Annotated in this window: 18 protein-coding genes; 9 read left to right on the top strand and 9 right to left on the bottom strand. The window is 58.8% G+C overall.

Going from position 1 to position 20302, the window contains the following annotated elements; genetic code table 11:
* Positions 1-208 precede the first annotated feature (208 nt).
* On the top strand, positions 209-1465 hold the full coding sequence (locus N4A58_RS20785; protein WP_293713340.1) for an MFS transporter: 1257 nt from the start codon (positions 209-211) through the stop codon (positions 1463-1465).
* 230 nt (positions 1466-1695) lie between these two features.
* On the top strand, positions 1696-1842 hold the full coding sequence (locus N4A58_RS20780; protein WP_293713338.1) for a hypothetical protein: 147 nt from the start codon (positions 1696-1698) through the stop codon (positions 1840-1842).
* Positions 1843-1873: 31 nt separating this feature from the next.
* Here the strand turns inward: N4A58_RS20780 and N4A58_RS20775 are convergent, their stop codons facing one another.
* From N4A58_RS20775 to N4A58_RS20745, 7 genes are all read right to left on the bottom strand, one after another.
* The gene (locus N4A58_RS20775; protein ID WP_293713336.1) at positions 1874-3445 is read right to left on the bottom strand and encodes a GMC family oxidoreductase; all 1572 of its coding nucleotides are present in this window, start codon (positions 3443-3445) and stop codon (positions 1874-1876) included.
* Between the two features lie 23 nt (positions 3446-3468).
* Positions 3469-3993: a twin-arginine translocation signal domain-containing protein gene (locus tag N4A58_RS20770; protein WP_293713334.1), complete on the bottom strand. Its 525-nt coding sequence runs from the start codon at positions 3991-3993 to the stop codon at positions 3469-3471.
* Positions 3994-4033: 40 nt separating this feature from the next.
* Positions 4034-4429 (bottom strand): VOC family protein, encoded by a 396-nt coding sequence (locus tag N4A58_RS20765; protein WP_293713332.1) that lies wholly within the window; start codon positions 4427-4429, stop codon positions 4034-4036.
* A gap of 118 nt (positions 4430-4547) precedes the next feature.
* Positions 4548-4853 carry a ribbon-helix-helix domain-containing protein gene (locus tag N4A58_RS20760; protein ID WP_072705929.1) on the bottom strand — a complete coding sequence of 102 codons (306 nt, stop codon included), beginning with the start codon at positions 4851-4853 and terminating at the stop codon, positions 4548-4550.
* A gap of 244 nt (positions 4854-5097) precedes the next feature.
* Positions 5098-5385, bottom strand: a complete 288-nt coding sequence (locus N4A58_RS20755; RefSeq protein WP_293713329.1) for an SH3 domain-containing protein — start codon at positions 5383-5385, stop codon at positions 5098-5100.
* A gap of 90 nt (positions 5386-5475) precedes the next feature.
* On the bottom strand, positions 5476-6771 hold the full coding sequence (locus N4A58_RS20750; protein ID WP_293713327.1) for an FAD-binding oxidoreductase: 1296 nt from the start codon (positions 6769-6771) through the stop codon (positions 5476-5478).
* A gap of 23 nt (positions 6772-6794) precedes the next feature.
* Positions 6795-7475 carry a GntR family transcriptional regulator gene (locus tag N4A58_RS20745; RefSeq protein ID WP_293713326.1) on the bottom strand — a complete coding sequence of 227 codons (681 nt, stop codon included), beginning with the start codon at positions 7473-7475 and terminating at the stop codon, positions 6795-6797.
* A gap of 258 nt (positions 7476-7733) precedes the next feature.
* Between N4A58_RS20745 and N4A58_RS20740 the strand changes: the two genes are divergently transcribed.
* The 4 genes from N4A58_RS20740 to N4A58_RS20725 all read left to right on the top strand — a co-directional run bounded on the left by N4A58_RS20740 (position 7734) and on the right by N4A58_RS20725 (position 12291).
* Positions 7734-8519: an ABC transporter substrate-binding protein gene (locus tag N4A58_RS20740; RefSeq protein WP_293713324.1), complete on the top strand. Its 786-nt coding sequence runs from the start codon at positions 7734-7736 to the stop codon at positions 8517-8519.
* A 19-nt stretch (positions 8520-8538) separates the two neighbouring features.
* Positions 8539-9192 carry an amino acid ABC transporter permease gene (locus tag N4A58_RS20735; protein WP_293713322.1) on the top strand — a complete coding sequence of 218 codons (654 nt, stop codon included), beginning with the start codon at positions 8539-8541 and terminating at the stop codon, positions 9190-9192.
* Positions 9189-9920 (top strand): amino acid ABC transporter ATP-binding protein, encoded by a 732-nt coding sequence (locus N4A58_RS20730; protein WP_293713320.1) that lies wholly within the window; start codon positions 9189-9191, stop codon positions 9918-9920. The genes N4A58_RS20735 and N4A58_RS20730 overlap by 4 nt, the downstream gene beginning before the upstream one ends.
* A 280-nt stretch (positions 9921-10200) precedes the next feature.
* Entirely contained in the window at positions 10201-12291 is a 2091-nt protein-coding gene (locus N4A58_RS20725; protein ID WP_293713318.1) for a HAMP domain-containing sensor histidine kinase, read from the top strand.
* A gap of 6 nt (positions 12292-12297) precedes the next feature.
* Here the strand turns inward: N4A58_RS20725 and N4A58_RS20720 are convergent, their stop codons facing one another.
* Together N4A58_RS20720 and N4A58_RS20715 are read right to left on the bottom strand one after the other, a co-directional pair.
* A complete protein-coding gene (locus tag N4A58_RS20720) occupies positions 12298-13224 on the bottom strand; it encodes a DNA-binding response regulator (protein ID WP_293713316.1) in 927 nt (308 codons plus the stop codon).
* On the bottom strand, positions 13214-16549 hold the full coding sequence (locus tag N4A58_RS20715; protein ID WP_293713314.1) for an ATP-binding protein: 3336 nt from the start codon (positions 16547-16549) through the stop codon (positions 13214-13216). Before N4A58_RS20715 ends, N4A58_RS20720 begins: the two co-directional genes overlap by 11 nt.
* Positions 16550-16826: 277 nt before the next feature.
* Here N4A58_RS20715 and urtA point away from each other — a divergent pair, with 277 nt between their 5' ends.
* The 3 genes from urtA to urtC all read left to right on the top strand — a co-directional run bounded on the left by urtA (position 16827) and on the right by urtC (position 20296).
* The gene (gene urtA / locus N4A58_RS20710) at positions 16827-18092 is read left to right on the top strand and encodes an urea ABC transporter substrate-binding protein (RefSeq protein WP_293713312.1); all 1266 of its coding nucleotides are present in this window, start codon (positions 16827-16829) and stop codon (positions 18090-18092) included.
* Positions 18093-18228: 136 nt separating this feature from the next.
* Entirely contained in the window at positions 18229-19155 is a 927-nt protein-coding gene (gene urtB, locus N4A58_RS20705; protein WP_293713310.1) for an urea ABC transporter permease subunit UrtB, read from the top strand.
* A gap of 10 nt (positions 19156-19165) precedes the next feature.
* The gene (urtC, locus tag N4A58_RS20700; protein ID WP_293713309.1) at positions 19166-20296 is read left to right on the top strand and encodes an urea ABC transporter permease subunit UrtC; all 1131 of its coding nucleotides are present in this window, start codon (positions 19166-19168) and stop codon (positions 20294-20296) included.
* Positions 20297-20302 lie beyond the last annotated feature (6 nt).

Raw genomic sequence — 20302 nt, 5'->3', positions numbered from 1 at the left:
CTCGGCAGAACGATCATTCTTCCACGGTCGCACAGAAAGGAAACGCCTCGTTTTTCGGCACGGCCCACGCGCAATGCGCCAATCGTTCTCGCAGAGTTAGACACTTGGCGGCAATGCTGCATTCTGGACGCGAGTCGACGCGTTGATGGCGTTTTATAGGAATGTATTTGGCGTCGTCTTAGGCAGCATTTAGCAAACGGGTAGCGACATGATTTCAGTCCTTGGAAGCGTTTGGGCACTTCTTCTCGGCACGCTTCTCATCATGCTCGGCAACGGGATGCAATTTACACTGATCGGCCTGCGTGGGGATATTGAAGGGTTCTCTGCGGGGACACTCGCGATCATCACGTCTGGATATTATATCGGGTTTCTTTCAGGCGCGCGGGTCACACCCATTCTTATTCGTAGGGTGGGCCATGTTCGCGTTTTTGCCGCGCTCGGGAGCTTCATGTCCGCAGGTTTGATTGCCCTTCCATTGGCCGCAGAGCCTTGGGCCTGGACACCACTGCGCCTGGTTATCGGTTTTTGCATGGCTGGGGTCTATGTGTCCGCCGAAAGCTGGCTGAATCACGCGGCAACCAACGAGTCCCGAGGAAAGATCCTCTCAGCCTATATGATTGCTCAGACGATAGGGATCATTGGCGCGCAGTGGCTGCTCACTTTGGGCGATGCGGCCACGTCGGTGCTGTTCATTGTCGCCTCAATCCTTGTTTCGATCTCTTTTGCCCCGATCCTGTTATCCGTCACGCCGACGCCTGCCGTCACTGTGACGCAACCGATGTCTTTGAAGCGCCTGTTCAAGGCTGCGCCATTGGGCACTGCTGGGACCTTCTTTCTGGGTAGCATTTACGCGACGCAATCGGGGATGGCTGCGGTGTTTGGGACTCAAATCGGCATGTCCGCACCGCAAATCGCGCTCTTTGTCGCGATGCTGTTCGCAGGGGCGCTGTTCTTGCAGTTTCCGATCGGCTGGCTGTCCGACATCATGGATCGCCGAAAACTTATTTTTGGGTCAGCCTTGCTTGGGGCCTTTGGCTGCGTACTGGGCTTGGTTTCGGAGATGCGTTCAGAGTTGCTGCTGGTTGCTGCATTTGTCGCGGGCGGTGTAACGACGCCCCTATATTCGCTGTTCCTTGCGTACACGAATGACGACCTATCCCCGGATGAAATGCCCGCCGCATCAGGTGGTTTGGTGTTCATCTTTGGTGTCGGAGCAATCGGGGGCCCGCTGCTGTCTGGTTGGGCTATGCAGCTCATCGGTCCCAATGGCTTTTGGCTCGTGCTCACCGCGACCTTTGCCATGATCGCTGCCTACGCTCTATACCGTATGACACAGCGTGCCTCGACGCCGGTGGAAGAGACCGAGGCCTACTTGAACATCATTCCCACTGCGTCTCCGGTTGCCATCGAAGCTGCCACAGCTTGGTCTGTCGAAAATGTCGAGGAGAAGCAGGCTGACGCTTGACGCGATGTCTTCGTGGCGGCGTCATTGGGTGGTCTGCGTTTTTACGCGGCTGAGGGGTGGGGCAGCCATTCATTGATCTCAGGGGCGGCACGGCCTTGATGCCTGGGCATGCGGCTGCAGGCGGACAGAGATCGTGTGCGATTTTTGTCGGTGGCGAGAAGGGCACCGCGTTGCCATCAGTTGCCGAAGGTGAATGTGCGCCGAAGGCTGTCCCGCACGAAGCCGCCTAATTGCTGAAAGCCAACTTTAACCAAGTCGCGAGCCAATTGCCCTCGGTTCTCTCGGCAAACCCAGCAGCGTGGATGAACAAAGCCTTCCGGCTGCCCGAGCGGTCTCAGAGCAAAATCGACCAATATCGAGAGCGCGCCGAGATGTAAGGCGCGCTCTTCATGGATCGTTTTGGCGGGATCAGACGTTCCCCTTGGCCATTTCGGACGCGATGTGGTCCGCCTGACGGATCGCCAGTGCGACGATGGTCAGGGTCGGGTTCTCTGCCGCGCCCGTCGTGAATTGCGAGCCGTCCGAGATGAACAGGTTCGAAATGTCGTGGGTCTGGCCCCAACGGTTTACAACGCCATCCCGTGCATTCGCCGACATCCGGTTTGTGCCCAGGTTATGGGTCGACGGATAGGGCGGCGTCGGGAAGACGCGGGTTGCCCCGACGGCCTCGTACATTGCCATCCCCTGCTTGTAGGCGTGGGCCCGCATGGCCTTGTCGTTGGCGTGGTCGCTGAAGTGGACGTTCGCCACGGGCAAGCCGTGCTGGTCCGTCACGTCGTGGTTCAGGGTCACGCGGTTGGTCTCTTGGGGCATGTCTTCGCCGACGATCCACATGCCAGCCATGTTTTCATAGCCATCCAGAGCGGTCGTGAACTCGCGCCCCCATGCGCCCGGATCCAAGAATGCCGCCATGAACGGGATGCCAAGGCTCAGCGTCTCCAGCTCGTACCCGCCAACAAACCCGCGCGAGGGGTCGTGGCGCGCTTCGTCCTGAACGATGCCGGCCATGGTCGTGCCGCGCCACATGCGCACGGGCTTGTCAAAGACCGCATAGACCGAACCGGTCATGTGCCGCATATAGTTGCGCCCCACTTGGCCCGAGCTGTTCGCCAGACCATCTGGGAACATCGACGAGGCCGAGTTCAGCAGCAAACGCGGGGATTCAAACGAGTTACCGGCAAGGCAGACAATCCGCGCCTTCTGCATCTGCAGATTGCCGTCAGCGTCAAAGTACTCGACGCCAGTGACCTTGCCCGCTTCGTTGTGGAGGATGCGGGCAACGTGGGCACGTTCGCGCACCTCAAGGTTGCCGGTCGCTTCGCCTGCAGGGACCTCGGTGTAAGCGGTGGACCACTTGGCGCCCCACTTACAGCCTTGGAAGCAGAAGCCGGTCTGCTGGCAGGGAATGCGGTCGCCATCGTCGCGGGTCTGGATCGCCATGCGGCCGGTGTGGACCTTTTCGTAGCCCAAGGCTTTGGCGCCCGCTTCGAAGACTTTGTAGTTGTTGTTGCCGGGCAAGCCGGGGCGGTTGCCTGTGCGGGTCACGCCCATCTTTTCTTCGGCTTTGGCGTACCACGGGTCCATCTCGGCCGCGTCAATCGGCCAGTCCAAGAGGTTCGCGCCCTGCACCGCGCCATAGTTGGTCGCAGCCTTCCACTCGTGCTCTTGGAACCGCAGCGACGCGCCAGCCCAGTGGGTGGTGGTGCCGCCAACCGCTTTGACGATCCACGCGGGCAGACCGCTGAAATCCTTCGCCACACGCCAGTCGCCCGACGTGGTGCGCGGGTCCGTCCAAGCCAGTTGGCCAAAGCTTTCCCATTCATCGTTGATGTAATCGTCAGGCAGATAGCGTCCGCCTGCCTCGAGTGCGACGACCTTGATGCCCTTCTGGGCCAGTTCGTTCGCCAATGTGCCGCCACCGGCGCCAGTGCCGATGATGACGACCACGCTGTCGTCATTCAGATCAAAAGGTGCAGCCATAGTTATTCTCCTCCCCTATGGCCTTAAAGCCAGTTGATGTCGTCAAAGCCGCGGTCGATGTAACCACCCTGAGAGAAGCTCTCTCCTTCGTAGCCAAAGATCGGCCACACGGCTTTCTGGTTATAAAGACCGGTCACAAGCCCGCCGCGGATCTGTTGGAAGAACGCGCTTTCCTCCATCCCGCGCAGGATATCCACGCGGTCGCGTTCCCAACCGGCGTCGAGGTAAGAGCCAAAGCCCTTGCCCTGAGCGGCGGCATCCAATGCAGCCAAACCTGCGGTGATTGCAGGGGCGATATCGGCGTTGTCGTAGCCTTTGACTGCGGCGACGTAATTCTCATCGGGGATGCGGTCGTGGGGATAGATATCCCGCGCCATCTGCACCAGCGTCGCGAAAGCCCGCGCGTCCAGATGGGTGGTCTCGTAGGCCCATGCCGCGTTCGGGGCCGCGACAAAGCCGGAGCCCACCACGAATGCCGTCCCCGCCGCGGTCGCCCGCGACAAGAGTTGGCGACGAGTCAGCCCCTGCGGGCGCTCTGTACGTTCCATTCTAATCTCCTCCCTTAGAATGCGTGATGTCAGATGTGCGTCACTGGAAGCGGCCCGATCGTTCGAGCACTTCGATCTGGTAACCGTCCGGATCAGCGACAAAGAAAAACCGCCCCACCAGTTCACCGGCAGGCGCAAATTCAACGAGTTTGCGGGGATTGAGGCCCTCGGCCTCGAAACGGGCGTGTTCGGCAGTCAGATCAGCGACCGACACAGCAAGGTGACCGTAGCCGTCCCCCAGATCGTAGGGTTCGGTGCGGCCCTTGTTGATGGTGAGTTCGACCTCGAACCCGGTTTCGTCATTGCTCATGTAGACAAGCGTGAAATCGGGGAAGTCCAAGCGGTCGGCGACAGATAGACCGAATGCCTTGGAGTAGAACGCGACGGATCGGTCCTCGTCGAGGACGCGGATCATGCTGTGGATGGCTTTGGCCAAGGACACATCTCCTGAATTGGTATCTTTATTTGACCAATTCAGAATGCGCGAATCTGAAACTGCGTGGGTAGTAGCAGTGTACTACACGCCAGATTGGGCGAAATTCAGCCTCTAAACCTTATTCCGCGGCAACGGCCAGGGTTTGCTCTTGATGAGCTGTTGCGCTGCTTTGACCCATAAAAATGAGGCAAGCTGTGCGAAGTAACGAGGTGAAGTTCACGGGCTCTCCGCGTGCCTCCAGCACCTCGGAGTGCAGGCGCGAGATAAACGCGGGCGTCGAAACGCCGTCCGCCTTGGCGATTTGGTCCAGAATGTCCCAAAAGGCGTTCTCGAGCCGGATGCTCGTGCTCTGGCCATTCAAGCGCAAGCGGCGTGTGGTTGATGTGTAGCGAGCTGGGTCTTGTCCTGCAAAAACCTGGCACATGATGCAATCTCCTTCTATCGCAGATATCCACGGTACTCCATTCCGCGCCGATCCGTCTACAAGAGGGCGTTTGCGCCAAGGCGTCGCTGGATGCTTGGAGAATAACGGGCGCAGCCCCGCCCAATTTAGGGCAGGAGCAATATTGCGCGAAGGCTGGTCCTGATTTCGCGCGCCTCAGATCGGCGTTGGGCGCCCGGTGATGTAGACTTGGGTTGCGCCGCCTGTGGCTGGGCCTCTTTGCGCCTTAGGGCACATCAATGTAGTCGGCAGAGACGTATCCGGTGATACGGGGTGCATCGGCCAGCGAGACGCGGCACCAGAGTTGGCCGATCTCAGTCACGCAGTCACGGCTGTTCAGCACTGTGCCGTCTGGCAGGCCAAGCACCACGCGAAAGCCCAAGCCAGGTCCTGCGCGCAGCTTGAGAAGTTCGTCAGGACCCGCGCCCCGGACAACGGTGCGATCATAGGTAACGCCCCCACAACTGGCGAGAAGCGTCAGGGCGAGAAGAACGGTAAATTTGCGTGAAACCATGCTCGGACCTCTTTTGTTTTCTTTCTGACTACCCGATCTGCCGTGACTTCGCTACCGCAGCAAACGGGTAGGGCACAGGTCCAAGGGGTTTTACATCCAGCGATCCAGCAGTCTGTACCAGATGGTCGCTCCGACGATCCCAGCACGGTGTGTGAATTTTGGCGGCAGGTCTGGGGCGGGCCCGACAGGCACCGGCAGCGTGCTGGTCAAACGGTCGGCCGCAATCGCTTCTCCCATCAATAGGCCAAAGGCTGTGCCCATCGCGACACCGCGCCCCGAGTAGCCGTGCGCTGTCCAAAGGCCAGGTTCCGGCTGGTCAATGCGTGGCATGAAGTCCCGCGTTAGCCCGATCCGGCCGCCCCACCTATGGGTGATCTTTGCACCTTTGAGCGCTGGATAGAGCGCGACCATCGCCTTTTCGACATGGGCGAAGTCGCCGTCTGTCTTGGGCCCGTCCACCTTGCCACGGGTGCCAAAGACGATCCGGTTGTCTGGAGTTTTGTTCCAGTAGAGCAGGATCCTGCGACTGTCCGATGCACAAGGGCCCTCGGGCAACAGGCTGTCTGCGATGGACGGCGGCAATGAAGCGGTTGCAACGATCTGTGAATGGGTGCTGACCATGCGGTCGGACATGCGCGGCTCTAGTTTGTCCGTCCACGCATCGGTGGCGATCACGACAGTTCTGGCTTTGATTTTGCCCGCAGGGGTCTGCAGGTACCAGTGCCCGCCACTGTAGGTTTTGTGCGTCACGCGGGTCTGGCCATACACCCGCACCCCAAGGGATTGCGCCGCCCGCGCCAAGCCTCGGGCATAGGAGAAGGGCTGCAGAACCCCGCACTCTCGGTCGATCAGCCCGCCGATATAGGCGTCAGAGCCCACAGCTTTAGCGGTCTCTTCTCGGTCCAAGAGTTCGACGCCGGTGACGCCATCTTTGACCCATGAGGCATGACGATCCTGTACACTGCGCAGGCCCGCCGCGTTATGGGCTGGCAAAACCCAGCCCGTCTTGCGCAGTTGGCAGTCGATTCCGAAACGTTCGATCAAGCCATAGAGCATCTCTGCATTGCGGGTGCCGAACTCGAACATCGCATCGCCTGTTTCGCCAAAATGTTCGGAGAGGGCCGTGCGGCCCATTTTGAACCCGCGAATGACAGCCCCCGAATTGCGCCCTGATCCGCCCCAACCAGGTCCTCCGCCATCGATCAAGACCACGTCACGCCCCGCATCCGCCAAAGATATGGCGCAGCACAGGCCAGTGAACCCTTCGCCGACGATCGCGATCTCGGCAGAGGTGTCTTCGTCCAAAGGAACCGAAACATCCGGTTCGGACGCGGTCTCCATCCAGAGCGACGGGAAACGGTGAATGCAGTCCTTGTCGATATCCATATCAAAGGCCTTTGGGGAAAATGTCAGGAAAGGCCGGGCCCTGTAGACTGGTCATGCAGGCGCACGGTCGTGTCGTAGTGGTAGTCAAGTTCGGCCTTTGCCGTGTTCGCATCGCCCCGTTTCAGGGCGTGTAGAATCCGCAGGTGGTCCTCATAGGCCGCAGAGGGGCCGTTGTCCTTGCCGATCTCGTCCGACCGGATCAGGCGCACGCGGTCCAGCAGCTTGCCCAGTTCCTGCACCAGAGTGGGGTTGCGGCCCATGCGTGCCAGCGCAAGGTGGAATTCGGCGTCACTGGCCGAGAAAAGCGCGCGATCTTCAGCCTCTACCAGTTCTTTTTGATGCTCCAAGAGACGGGCCAGCGCTTCGAAATCCTCTGGCTCTCCATGTGCGATCGCCAGATCGACGGATAAATGTTCCAGCGCTGCGCGCATGCGGTAGGTCACCTGCACGGCCTTGTAATCATAAAGACGCACGCGATAGCGCCGCCCATGACGTTCTAACAGGCCTTCATGCTCTAGTTGGCGCATCGCATCTCGGGCGGGCAAGCGGCTGGCCCCGAACCAAGAGGCGACCTCTTCTTCGCGCAAAATATCGCCCATGCGAAAGCGGTGGGACAGCAGGCGGTCTTTTAGTTGCGCATGGATATCCGCCGCACGAGTCGGGGTTTGGGTCGGTGCAGGCTGAGTGAGCGAATGATCGATCATATCTTGATTCGGTATACTGAGTTTGAGGTTTGGGCAAATTTAAATGCGAGTGGCGCCGCGAAGGGGCGAATTATCCCATTTCAGTATACCCAATGGGGTGATGTTTTGTGCATTGCCGCGTGGGTGTTGCTGAATGCATATGCAACAGCCAGATTAGATGATCCTCATATTCGCCATTATTTTGAATAGCCTGACGCATGCTCAAAGCTGGCGTGCAGAGGGCATGTTCAAGCGTAACGCTGATCCCGCCGCCCTTTGATGAATGGGGTCGGCCATCCAGCAGGGTATACTGAAATAACATTCACCAAGATTGCACTCACCGCAGCCGCTCTGGCGTTCGGCGCCCTACCGGCCATGGCCGAAACGCTCAAGGTGGGGTCTACCCCGACCGGCGTGCCTTTTACTTTTCTGGACGTGTCCAGCGGCGAGATCACAGGCATGATGGTCGATGTGGTCAAGGCGATCGGCGATAAGGCGGGGTTCGAGGCCGACGTGCAGTCCACCGACTGGGTGTCCTTGCTGCCTGCGCTGCAATCGGGCCGGATCGATATCATCTCGGCTGCGATGTCGATCACCGAAAAGCGTAAAGAGGTCGTCGATTTCTCGGACCCGATCTTCCCATATGGCGAGGGGCTGGTGGTTCGTGCCGATGATGACACCATGTACACTGCCGGTCTGACAGAGACGGCGGGCAAGACCATTGGTGTCCAGCAGGGCACCAAATATTTGACCGATCTTGAAACGCTCGAAGGGATTGGGGACATCAAGGTCTATGAGAACATCGCCGACATTATGAAAGAGGTCGAACTGGGCCGCATTGATGTGGGCTTTGCCGACCAGCCGATCATGGCCTACCAGATCGGGCAGGGGAAATTCCCTGAGCTCAAGATGGCCGAAGGCTACGAGCAGCAGTTCGTCGCGCCCTTGGGTCTGGCCATCGCCAAAGAGCAGCCTGAACTCCTAGAGCGGATCAACACTGGCTTGGCCGAACTCAAGGAGAGCGGAGAGCTGGATGCCTTGATCGCCAAGTGGAATCTGGATTGATCGCTGGACACCCCAGACCATGATGAATTTTTTGACGGATGCGCAGGCTTACCTGCCCATCCTCCTCCGCGGGGCGGCGACAACGGTTGGCATCGCGTTCTGCGCGTTGGTGATCGCGACGCTCTTTGGCCTCGTGCTGGCGCTGATGCGGTATTCGGGCAATCCGATCCTGTCGTGGACCTCGCGCAGCTTTGTGAACGTGGTGCGCGGCATCCCGATCCTTGTCCAGTTGTTCTACATCTACTTTGTCTTGCCCGACTGGGGCATCGACCTGACCGCATTTCAGGCTGGGGCCATCGGCCTCGGTCTCGCCTACTCCTGCTATATGGCGGAAAACTTCCGCGCGGGCCTAGAGGCCGTAGAGGATGGCCAGATCGAGGCGGCACAGTCGATTGGCATGGGCTGGGGAATGACCATGCGTCGCGTGATCCTACCCCAAGCCTTCCGCACGGTGCTGCCGCCCTATGGCAATACAATGATCATGTTGCTCAAGGATACCTCGCAGGCCTCTGTCATCACCGTGGCCGAGATGACGTTTCAGGCGAAAATGCTGGCAGCGTCCACGTTTGAAAACCTGACCGTCTACACGCTGGTGGCAGGGCTCTATCTGACATTGTCGGTGCCGCTGTTCATTCTGGCATCCTGGCTTGAACGGAGGTTCGGCAAGAAATGATCGACATCCAAGGATTACACAAAAGCTATGGTGATCTTGAGGTCCTGAAGGGCATCGACCTGACCGTAAAAAAGGGCGAGGTCGTCTGCCTGATCGGCGCGTCGGGATCCGGAAAATCAACGCTGCTGCGCTGTGTCAACGGGCTGGAAGTTTACCAAGGCGGGGCGATCCGCGTGGATGACAGATTGGTCGAGGCAGAGCGCAAGTCCATCCGCGACATCCGCACGCGCGTGACCATGGTGTTCCAACGGTTCAACCTGTTTCCGCACCGCACAGCGCTCGAAAATGTCACAGAAGGTCCGATCTACGTCAAAGGCGAACCTCGTGCCGAGGCCGAAGCTTATGGCCGAGAGCTTTTGGCGCGTATCGGATTGGCGGACAAGGCTGATGCCTATCCTGACCGTCTGTCCGGCGGACAACAACAGCGCGTCGCCATTGCGCGCGCGCTGGCCATGCGACCCGAGGCGATCCTGTTTGACGAGCCCACTTCGGCTCTTGATCCGGAATTGGTAGGCGAGGTGTTGGCCGCCATGCGCCAACTTGCCGAAGAGGGGATGACCATGCTGGTCGTAACCCATGAGATGGGCTTTGCCCGAGAGGTGGCAGATCGGGTGCTGTTCATGCACGGCGGCCTGATCTTGGAAGAAGGCCCCGCAGCCGAGGTTCTCGGCAGTCCGCAACATGAACGCACGCGTGACTTTTTAGGGCGCATTTTGGAACACGGCTAACCTGTTCACGCATCGCGATATTATTGGGCCGCATCGCCGCAAAGGCTTGCGGCCCTTTGCGGCGATGCGGGCTGCAGGGTTGGCCTAATCTAATGATGCACTAGAACGGGAATTAGATAGACCAGCTTTCGATAAGCAGGCTGTCATGGTAGTCCGAACCTCCTGAAAGTGTGTATTTTGCGGGTCACTGTGGCGCGGCGGCTGCATTCGGTTTCATCAGTGCTCTGTTCCCCATTCCGGCGCAGTGCCGGGTCAATGACTTGTCACGATGGAAGAGCGCATGAACTTCGGCAAACTCAAAGCACGTCTGATACAGGGCTTGGCCCTGATCGCAGCGGCGCTTGCGATGGGCGAGTTGCTGGTGATGATGCCGCACAGCGCGCTCGATATTTTGGTGTGTTTTGTCACTATTGCTCTCTTGGTCGCTCAGGCTTTCTGGAAGCCGCAAGAGCATGTGACCAAGAGGCTTGCCGTGCTGCACGCCGCTGCCGCGCTGAACCTTTTGGCCGCGATCTTAATGCTGCTCAGCAAGGACATCGCAGATCTCGAAGACTTCCGCGCCCATTCCATTGTTTTCCCGCTCACGGCGTATTTGCTTTGGTTCTCGCGCCACATGACCACCAAATTCACACGAGTGAGCTTTGCCTTCGGGCTTGGGGTTGCATCCTTGGTGTCTGTGAGCGCCTTTGCCTTGATCAGCATCGTCTTTCATTTCATCGCGCCGCCATCAGGGGTCTTGCAGGTAAGAACCGACGCGATGCCGCTCTTTTCGGCGCTCTTGGTGCTGATCGTCGCGGGAAATGGGTATCTGGATCGGCTGCGCTACCCAGAGGACACCACCCGCAGGACCCTTTTGATCTTGCTGGCTGTGGCCTTGATCACCAGCGCGGGGGCACTGACCGCGCGGCGCGTGTTTATGGACACGATGCTAGACGTAGAAGCCTCTCGCGCCCGCACACTGGCCGAGATTTCCGCGCATCGGATCGAAAACGAACTGGCCAATCTGGCCGAAGCCTTGGACCGGATGGCCGATCGCATCGCTGTGGGCGCCTATCCAGACATTGCAGCATGGCAGAGTGATGCGGACAACTATGTTACTGGCTTCGATAGCCTTTCTGGCATTGGCTGGATGGACGAAAATTTCCGATTTATGCAAGCCTCTCCGGCGGCCCTGCTGCCGATGGTCAAAGAGGTCGGACTGGATTTCAGTCCAGTGCGCAAAGAAACCTTGTTGCAAGCTGCCGAGACCCAAGAGGTCACTGTGTCCGCCCCCTTTGAATTTGGTCTGACGAAGGCGCAAGTCGCTATGGTCGCGCCCATCGTCAGGGATGGGCAGACTATCGGACTTCTGGGGAATGCCCTGAATCTAGAAGCCCTGTTTTCTGAGATTTCCAGAGAGGTGGGAGACACGTTTGCCTATTCCGTCACAGAGGGCGAGCAGTTGGTTTTCGCCAAGGGCAACGCGCAAGACTTCCACGTTCAAAGCACCATTCGTGCAATCAGCCGCGATTGGACACTGTCAGTGCCGATTTCGGGTGAGGCGTTGATTGAAGCCTACGTCTGGGGGCAGCGATTTGCCTTTACGCGTATTCTAGCATTCATCGTGATCGTTTTCGCGGTGGAGCGGGCACGACTGGCACAAAGCAAAAACCAGAAACTACAGGCGCGGAATTCGGATTTGGTCGCGGCGCAGACAATCATGGAATCCCAAGAAGCCGAGATTTCGCTGATGCGCTCGTCCTTGGCCCATGATCTGAAGTCGCCGATCCGAAATGTGCGAACTGTCACCAAGATGTGGGACCAGTTGAAAGAGGCCAAGGGTCTGACCGATCAGGATCTGAAGGACCGCATTCTGGACAACCTGACTCGCCTCGAGAAGCTGAGCCTGTCGTTCACGGACTTCCTCTCGGCCCGTGTGGCCTTGGTCCAGAAAGAGCCGATGGCCCTGACCGATTTCCTGCATGACGTGGAACGGCGGTTTGCGGATCGATGCCGGATTAACGTGCAGACAGATGGTCCGATGGTGATCGAAACCGACCGTCTGCTTTTGGCCCGTGTGTTCGACAATCTGGTCGAGAACGCGATCAATGCGTCCGAAGATGGCAATGTGCAGATCACAGTCTCGGTAACAGAAGCTGCCGGTCTTTACAGCATCCACTTCCGCGACAATGGGCGGGGCATCCCCGCAGCGCTTCGAGAGCGGATATTCAAACCTTTTGACACAGGCGATGGCAAGCGGCGTCCGGACTCTTCGGGGTTGGGTCTGACCATTGTGCGCCGCTTGATCGGTAATCTGGATGGGACAGTTACGTGCGTCGATCCGGGCGGACAGGGCGGTGCGGTCTTTGTTATCGAATTGCCCAAGGCCTGAGGCGCGTCACGCTCTGTGCAGCAGGCGGTCCGCTATTACCGCCGCAGAGGTCCGGTTGTCCACGCCCATCTTGTAGAAAATCTGCTCTAGATGCTTGTTCACCGTGCGGGCGCTCAGGCTAAGTATTTCTGCGATGTCCTTGTTCGTTTTGCCCTGACTGAGCCAAAGCAGCACTTCGGCCTCGCGTTCCGTCAGACCATGCGCTTGCATCAATGGCGCGACGGGCGAGGAGCCCTGAGCTTCGTGCACCTCGATCAGCGTTTGGTCATTGGCGGTGCCTACGTACTTCAGGACCAAGGGGCCCAGGTGCAGGGGAGCCGAGTGAGAGAGCGCCGTATGGCCCAATGAGAGAAGCCATTTCCTGAACACATCTGGCGGGGTGTCGGCCAGCAGGTGTCGGGCCTCTTCGTTTGTGTCGGCCAGCCCCAGTGACTTTGGCGTGCCCCAACTGAACCGCCCCGATTTGTCAAAGGCCAGCAGCGATTGCCCTGTCTGATCCAGCGCGCGCCGTGCCGACGAAATAGCCCGAGCATTCAGCACATGCGTGATGATGCGGGCGATCAACTCATCCAGAACCACAGGCTTGGTGATGTAGTCGACCCCGCCCGATTGTAGCCCCTTGAGGATGTATTCCGGATCGGTCAGCCCCGTCATGAAGATCACAGGCGCATCCGTCGATCCCGGACTGGATTTCAGGGCGCGGCAGGTTTCGAACCCGTCCATCTCTGGCATTTGGGCATCCAGCAGGATCACGTCGGGCTGCACACGGTGGGTCAGCGCGATCCCTTCGGCGCCACTGCGCGCCACCAAAACCGTCATGCCGTTCGCCTCGAGCGCTTCGGAAATCACCCCTAGGGTTTCGGGGGCGTCGTCGATCACCAAGGCGATGGCGCGGGTTCCAAAAGCGTTGGCCTGAGCGGTTTTAAGCGTCATGAGACAGCGCCTCCTCTGCGCATTGAGCGATCCCCGCCATGTCAAATTCGGACATCATCTGACGGAGCTTGCGAGCGGTACGGTCCGTTCCGCCATCCAGATCGTCGATGATGCGTCGCAAGGGGGCGGCGTGCCCCAAATGGGCCAGATCGCGAATGCGTTCGTAGGTTTCCGTTGGAATTGCGGCAGGGGGCGGGTCAGCCGTGACGGGTGCGGTATCGTTGAGCAAGGGCACGCGCAGCAGCTCTGCAATGCGCAGCAGCAAGTCCTCGAGCGAGTAGGGTTTAACGATGAACGCGTCAAATAGACCCTCGCGCTGTACCTGACGTCGCGCCTCTAGGGCATGGGCGCTGACCATCAGGATCGGGGTCGACCGGAATTTCGGATCGTCCCGCAGCTTTTGGGCGAGGCTCCAGCCATCCATTTCTGGCATGTCGATATCTAGAATAAACAGATCGGGCACCACGTCCTCTAGGCTGGCCAGCGCGGTTACGGGACTGGGCTGGCATTGGATCAAGAAGCCCATCGGTTTGAGCAGTGTTTCCAACAGGGCAAGGTGATCCAGATCGTCATCCACCGCCAGAATGGCTTTGCGGGGACCGACGTAGCCGGTTGCGTGAACGCGTGGTGTGTCTGGGACATCAGGAAGATGAGAGATGACCGAGGGCTGGACCGATGGCAGCATCAAGCGCAGTGTGAAACGGCTGCCAACGCCGACTTCGCTCTCGACTTTGATCTCGCCGCCCAGAATTTCGACCAAGAGGCGCGTGATCGTCAGCCCCAGACCGGAGCCGCCCGCGCCCGCGCGCGATAGCCTCTCAAAGGGTTTCCAGATGCGGTGGATTTGGTCTTCGGGGATGCCGATGCCCGTGTCAGAAACGGTAATCGTGGCGACCTCGTTGCGGTAGGCGACTTCTAGGTCCACACGGCCCTGATCGGTGTAACGAAAGGCGTTCGAGAGTAGGTTTATGATGATCTGACGCAGACGCTTTTCATCGCAGTCGACCCATGTGGGGATGTTGCCACGGGTTGTGATGCGGAAATCCAGCGCCTTGGCCTTGGCTTGCCCTTCGAAGATCGAGGTCACCTGCGCCATGAAAGACCGCAAGTTGATCCGGTCGCGAGAGATTTCCAGACGGCCTGCCTCGATCTTGGAGATATCCAGCAGGTTTTCAATCAGCCCCGCCAGATGTTCAGAGCTGCGGCGGATGGATTTGGCCGCATCGCGGCGACGGACTGGGAGGGAGCTGTCGCCCTCTAGAATTTGCGCATAGCCATAGATGGCGTTTAGCGGCGTGCGCAACTCATGGCTGATCCCGGCCATGTAGCGAGTCTTGGCCAGATTGGCGGCCTCTGCCTTTTCCATCGCGCGCTGGAGTTCGGCGTCCGTGCGCTCGTGGGCGCGAATTTCACGCAGCAGGCGTTGGGTTTGCAAGTCTGCCTCGTCCCGCGCTTTGTGCTGGCTTTCGCGTGCTAGAATGAGCGTCCACGTGATAATTCCGATACAAACCAGCACTGAACAAAAGATCAGCGTCATGATCGCATCTAGATCGGGACTGGCCGCATGAGAGCGTATGATCAGCAGCAGCCCGCCAAAGACCGCAGCCGGGACCGATGCGGCAAATAGGAACAATGACAGCCGGGAGGTCAGGGCGCGAAATAGGTGGTCCGGCAAGATTGATTGCATGGTGCCGCTGACCATGGTGTCCAGCCGCCCGTGGGGTTTGCACGTATCACGGCACGAACTGTCCAACGTGCAGCAGAGCGAACAGATCGGTCCCGCGTAGAACGGGCAGTCAGTCATATCTTCGGGGTCAAAGCTGTATTCACAGACGCAGCAGGTTTGTTCGTGGGCCGAGTGTGCCTCTGGTACGGGGCGCGCGATGTAGTACTTGCCGCGGGTGAGGGCGGCCAGCACGGGCGAGCTGATAAGTGCCGTGACCAAGGCGATGCCGGCAGAATAAGCCTCTGCCATCAGGCCTATCATGCCGCTATGGGCGAGGATCGATAGCACCACCGCTGTCAGCATGGCCCCGACGCCCACGGGGTTGATGTCGTAGAGATGCGCGCGGCGGAACTCGATCCCTTTGGGGCTGAGGCCGAGGGGCTTGTTGATCACAAGATCGGCGGTGATCGCCCCGATCCAAGCGACGGCCACGTGGGAATAGAGGCCTAGAATATGCCCGATGGCGGCAAAGACCCCGAGCTCCATCAGCATGACTGCAATGGCGACGTTGAACACCAGCCAGATCACCCGACCCGGGTGTGAATGGCTGAGACGAGAAAAGAAATTCGACCACGCGATCGAGCCCGCATACGCATTGGTCACGTTGATTTTTAGCTGGCTGAGAATAACGAACAGGCCGGTCGCGCCCACGGCCAACCATTCCCAGCGGAAGGCCAGATCGAACAGAACAAAGTACATGTGGGTGGGGTCGGTGGCGGCCTCGACGGTTTCGCCCTGGAGGATTGCGTAGGTGGTCAGGAACGAGCCCGCCAGCATCTTGGCCACGCCTATGATGGACCAACCGGGGCCTGCGGTCAGTAGGGTGGCCCACCATTGGATGCGGCTCTTGCGGTCCTTGGGTTCTGGCAGGAACCGAAGGAAATCCACCTGTTCACCGATTTGCGCCGACAGAGAGAACACAATCGCCGAGGCAAAGCCGACAGACAGCCAGTTCAGCCCAGAAGCGTCGGGATCGATGCCAAAGCTGGTCCAGTAGGACCAATCTACCCCTTGGGACAGCAGGATCACAAAAGGCAGGATGTGCAGTCCGATCCACAGCGGTTGGGTCCATGTCTGAAATGCCGAAATCTTGGAAAAGCCGTTCAGCACCAGCGGAATGACGATCAACGCTGACACCAAATAGCCCAAGGAGACTGGAAGTCCGAAGCAAAATTCCAGCGCAAAGGCGAGGATCGAAGCTTCGAGGGCAAAAAAGATAAAGGTGAAGCTAGCGTAGATCAGGGATGTGATTGTTGACCCAATGTAACCAAAGCCCGCGCCGCGGGTGAGCAGGTCAATGTCCACCCCGTAGCGGGCTGCGTAGTAGCAGATGGGCAGGCCTGTCAGAAACAGCAGAAGCCCCACCAAGAAGATCGCTGCAAGTGCAGCATCGAACCCATAGGTGAGTGTTATGGTGCCCCCGATTGCCTCGAGCGCGAGGAACGAAATCGAGCCGATCGCTGTGTTCGCGATCCGGTCAGAGCCCCAACGCCGCGCCCGCCGTGCGGTGTAGCGCAGGGCGAAATCTTCCATGGTCTCATTGGCGACCCACCGGTTGTAGCTTCTGCGGCCTCCGGTGGCGCTGTATGGCAAGTGCATGAAAATGCGCCTCTTTCACTCTGTACTCAACAGTGGCGCAGGACACATCCTCGATGCTCTGCATTCAAACGAATTGCCCCAGTGTTACTGGGTGCAAAAAGATGAATTACAAACTTGCGTTTTTGTCCCACGCTCCCTTGGGAGATCAGCATAGGGGGAAAAACGCGCACTCATATACGTTATTTGACGTATACTGCGGCGCAGAAAACTTTGTCAGCCTTGTGGGCAAGAGCGGATCGAAACCCTGCTCAAGAATTAAGCCAACAAGGAGGGCACTGTGACCAAATCCACCAAAAACTCCCCGAATATGAACGTCAGCCGCCGCGCAATCTTAGCCGGTGGCGCCGCTTTGTCGGCCTCATTGTTTCTGCCCAAGAACTTAAAAGCGCAGGATTATCCGACCGATGCGGTCAATACGACCGGACTGGCCGTCACCGATGACACCGTGACTGTGGGCATCCTGCACTCGGTCACCGGCACCATGGCGATCTCGGAAACCGGTTCGGTGCAGGCGGAAAAGCTGGCGATCGACCAGATCAACGCGCAAGGCGGCGTTCTGGGTCGCAAGATCGAATACATTCAAGAAGATGGCGCATCCGATTGGCCGACCTTTGCGGAAAAGGCCAAGAAGCTCTTGGTGAACGACAACGTCGCTTCGGTCATGGGCTGCTGGACCTCGGCCAGCCGTAAGGCAGTTCTGCCCGTGTTCGAACAGTACAACGGCATGCTCTACTACCCCACCTTCTACGAAGGCCTAGAGCAGTCGCCCAACGTGATTTACACCGGTCAGGAAGCCACCCAGCAGATCATCGCAGGCATCGATTGGGTGACCAAAGAGAAGGGCGCAAAGAGCTTCTACCTGCTCGGCTCGGACTACATCTGGCCGCGCACCTCGAACAAGATCGCCCGCAAGCACATTGAAAAGCTGGGCCTTAAGGTCGTCGGCGAAGAGTATTATCCGCTGGGCCACACCCAGTTCAACTCGGTCATCAACAAGATCAAACTGAAGAAGCCCGACGTGATCTACGCGATCGTTGTGGGTGGTTCGAACGTGGCCTTTTACAAACAGCTCAAGGCTGCGGGCATCGATATGACCAAGGAAAGCCCCGTTCTGCTGACCATTTCGGTCACCGAGGACGAAATCCGCGGCATCGGCGGCGAGAACATCGAAGGCGCCTATGCCTGCATGAAGTACTTCCAGTCGCTGGAGAACGAGAACAACCAAGAATTCGTGGCCGCATTCAAAGAGATGTGGGGTGACGACATGGTAATCGGTGACGTGACGCAGGCGGCCTACCTTGGCCCGTGGCTGTGGAAAGCAGCGGTCGAAAAAGCGGGCAGCTTTGATGTGGACAAGGTCCGCGAAGCGTCGCCCGGCATTGAGCTGACATCGGCGCCCGAAGGCTACGTCAAAGTCCACCCAAACCATCACCTCTGGTCCAAGACCCGCGTCGGCAAGGCGATGGCGAATGGCCAGTACGAAGTGGTGTTCGAGACCGATGATCTGGTCGAGCCCGATCCCTTCCCCGAGGGCTACCAGTAAGGGCCTCGCTCCCTGGGGCTCCCGATCCTGAAACGGGGTTGCTGGTTGCACGAACCCCGAACTGCCCGTGCCTTTGGCACCCCGCCAGCAATGGCACGGGCTCTTTTCCCTTGGGTCTCGACTGGAAGGAACCTTGATGTTTGCTGACTACACAATGGGGGAGCTAACCGCGATCTTTGCCATGCAGGGGTTTGCGGGTCTGATCCTCTTTTCCGTTTTCGTCCTAATGGCGCTGGGGCTGGCGATTATTTTCGGCCAGATGGGCGTGATCAATATGGCCCATGGCGAGTTTATGATCCTTGGGGCCTATGTGACCTATTTGGTCTCGAACCTGTTCTCCACCTACATCCCCTTTGCCTTTTCCATTTATTTCTTTGTTGCCATGGCACTGGCCTTTGTGGTCACGGGCGCGCTGGGGATGTTCATTGAATGGGCGATGATCCGGCACCTGTACAAGCGCCCGCTGGATACGCTGCTGGCCACCTGGGGTCTAAGCCTGATCCTGCAGCAGATTTATCGCAGCGTCTTTGGCGCGCGCGAAGTCGGCGTCACGATCCCCGACTGGATGATGGGATCGCTGCCTCTGACAGACATGATCGAAGTGCCTATCAACGGGATGTTCGTCATGGTGCTGGCCGTCAGTATTTCCATCGCGATCTACGTCCTGATGTTCCGGTCCACATGGGGCAAGCAAGTCCGTGCGATCAACCAGAACCGCATCATGGCGGGCGCGGTTGGTATCAACACCGAATGGACCGACCGTCTGACCTTTGGCATCGGTTGCGGTGTGGCGGGCGTCGCGGGCTCTGCCTTTACCATGATCGGGTCCACCGGTCCGACTGCGGGTCAGCTTTACATCGTCGACACCTTTCTTGTGGTCGTCTTTGGCGGCGCGGGCAGTCTGCTGGGCACCATCGCCAGTGCGTTTAGCATCTCTCAGGCGCAATCCATCCTTGAATTCTTCCTCTCGGGCTCAATGGCCAAGGTTCTCACGCTGCTGACCGTGGTCGGCATCCTGATGCTGCGTCCGCAGGGTCTCTTTGCCCTGAAGCTGCGGAAATAAGGAGAGCCCCATGTCATCCAACAGCAAAACAGCTTTCATCACACCCAAAGAAGCCATCGCCTTTGCGATCCTCGCGGCCCTGATCTTTGTGGTCCTACCCATGGCGCTGGACACCTTCCGCCTGAACCTGTTCGGCAAGTATCTGACCTATGCCTTTGTTGCGGTCGGTCTGGTCCTGTGCTGGGGCGCGGGCGGCATTCTAAGCTTGGGGCAGGGCGTGTTCTTTGGCCTTGGCGGGTACTGCATGGCCATGTTCCTCAAGCTCGAGGCGTCGACCCCAGAAAACACCGCGATCCAGTCCACACCCGGCATCCCCGATTTTATGGACTGGAACCAGATCACGGCCCTGCCGTGGTGGTGGGAGCCGTTCCACTCGTTCGGCCTGACCCTGATCGCCATCATCGCTGTGCCTGTCGTTTTCGCCTTTATCATCGCCTTTGCCATGTTCCGGCGTCGTGTGGGCGGGGTCTATTTCGCGATCATCACCCAAGCGATTGCGGCAATCCTGACCATCCTGATCATCGGGCAGCAGGGCTTTACCGGTGGCGTGAATGGCATCACCGACCTGCGTACCCTGAACGGCTGGGACATCCGCACGGACGAAGCCAAAAACATCCTCTACTTCGTCAACGGCATCCTTCTGTTCGCCTGTCTCTTCGCCGCCCACTACGTCCGCAAATCCAAACTGGGCCGTCTGCTGATCGCGATGCGCGACCAAGAGGACCGCGTGCGCTTCTCGGGCTACGACGTGGCCAGCTTCAAGATTTCTGTCTTCTGTCTTGGCGCGGCCTTTGCGGCCATCGGCGGGGCCATGTTCACCCTGCAGGTCGGCTTCATGTCGCCCACGCTGGTCGGGATCGTTCCCTCGATCGAGATGGTGATCTTCTGTGCGGTCGGCGGGCGTCTGTCGATCATCGGGGCGGTCTACGGCACCCTTCTGGTGAACTTTGCCAAAACCACCTTCTCGGAAAGCTTCCCCGAAGTCTGGCTCTTGGGCCTTGGGGCGCTGTTCATCGCGGTCGTCATGGCCTTCCCCCGCGGTTTGGCAGGCATCTGGGCCGATTGGGTCGCGCCCCGTATCGACGGGCTGTTCAGCCGCCAGAGCAGCAGCTCTGCCGCCCCGAAAACCCCTGCGGAATGAGGTGAC

Origin of the sequence: Donghicola sp. (genome assembly GCF_025210255.1) — a bacterium.
GTDB lineage: Bacteria > Pseudomonadota > Alphaproteobacteria > Rhodobacterales > Rhodobacteraceae > Donghicola > Donghicola eburneus.
Note: the sequence above shows the minus strand (reverse complement) of the source record. Positions and strands in the feature narration are given on the sequence as shown.

Excerpts from the sequence above, each read along its gene's own strand:
- N4A58_RS20785 (WP_293713340.1), top strand. The coding sequence starts at position 209 with ATGATTTCAGTCCTTGGAAGCGTTTGGGCACTTCTTCTCGGCACGCTT.
- N4A58_RS20775 (WP_293713336.1), bottom strand. The coding sequence starts at position 3,445 with ATGGCTGCACCTTTTGATCTGAATGACGACAGCGTGGTCGTCATCATC.
- N4A58_RS20770 (WP_293713334.1), bottom strand. The coding sequence starts at position 3,993 with ATGGAACGTACAGAGCGCCCGCAGGGGCTGACTCGTCGCCAACTCTTG.
- N4A58_RS20760 (WP_072705929.1), bottom strand. The coding sequence starts at position 4,853 with ATGTGCCAGGTTTTTGCAGGACAAGACCCAGCTCGCTACACATCAACC.
- N4A58_RS20755 (WP_293713329.1), bottom strand. The coding sequence starts at position 5,385 with ATGGTTTCACGCAAATTTACCGTTCTTCTCGCCCTGACGCTTCTCGCC.
- N4A58_RS20750 (WP_293713327.1), bottom strand. The coding sequence starts at position 6,771 with ATGGATATCGACAAGGACTGCATTCACCGTTTCCCGTCGCTCTGGATG.
- N4A58_RS20745 (WP_293713326.1), bottom strand. The coding sequence starts at position 7,475 with ATGATCGATCATTCGCTCACTCAGCCTGCACCGACCCAAACCCCGACT.
- N4A58_RS20740 (WP_293713324.1), top strand. The coding sequence starts at position 7,734 with ATGAATGGGGTCGGCCATCCAGCAGGGTATACTGAAATAACATTCACC.
- N4A58_RS20735 (WP_293713322.1), top strand. The coding sequence starts at position 8,539 with ATGATGAATTTTTTGACGGATGCGCAGGCTTACCTGCCCATCCTCCTC.
- N4A58_RS20730 (WP_293713320.1), top strand. The coding sequence starts at position 9,189 with ATGATCGACATCCAAGGATTACACAAAAGCTATGGTGATCTTGAGGTC.
- N4A58_RS20725 (WP_293713318.1), top strand. The coding sequence starts at position 10,201 with ATGAACTTCGGCAAACTCAAAGCACGTCTGATACAGGGCTTGGCCCTG.
- N4A58_RS20720 (WP_293713316.1), bottom strand. The coding sequence starts at position 13,224 with ATGACGCTTAAAACCGCTCAGGCCAACGCTTTTGGAACCCGCGCCATC.
- N4A58_RS20715 (WP_293713314.1), bottom strand. The coding sequence starts at position 16,549 with ATGCACTTGCCATACAGCGCCACCGGAGGCCGCAGAAGCTACAACCGG.
- urtB (WP_293713310.1), top strand. The coding sequence starts at position 18,229 with ATGTTTGCTGACTACACAATGGGGGAGCTAACCGCGATCTTTGCCATG.
- urtC (WP_293713309.1), top strand. The coding sequence starts at position 19,166 with ATGTCATCCAACAGCAAAACAGCTTTCATCACACCCAAAGAAGCCATC.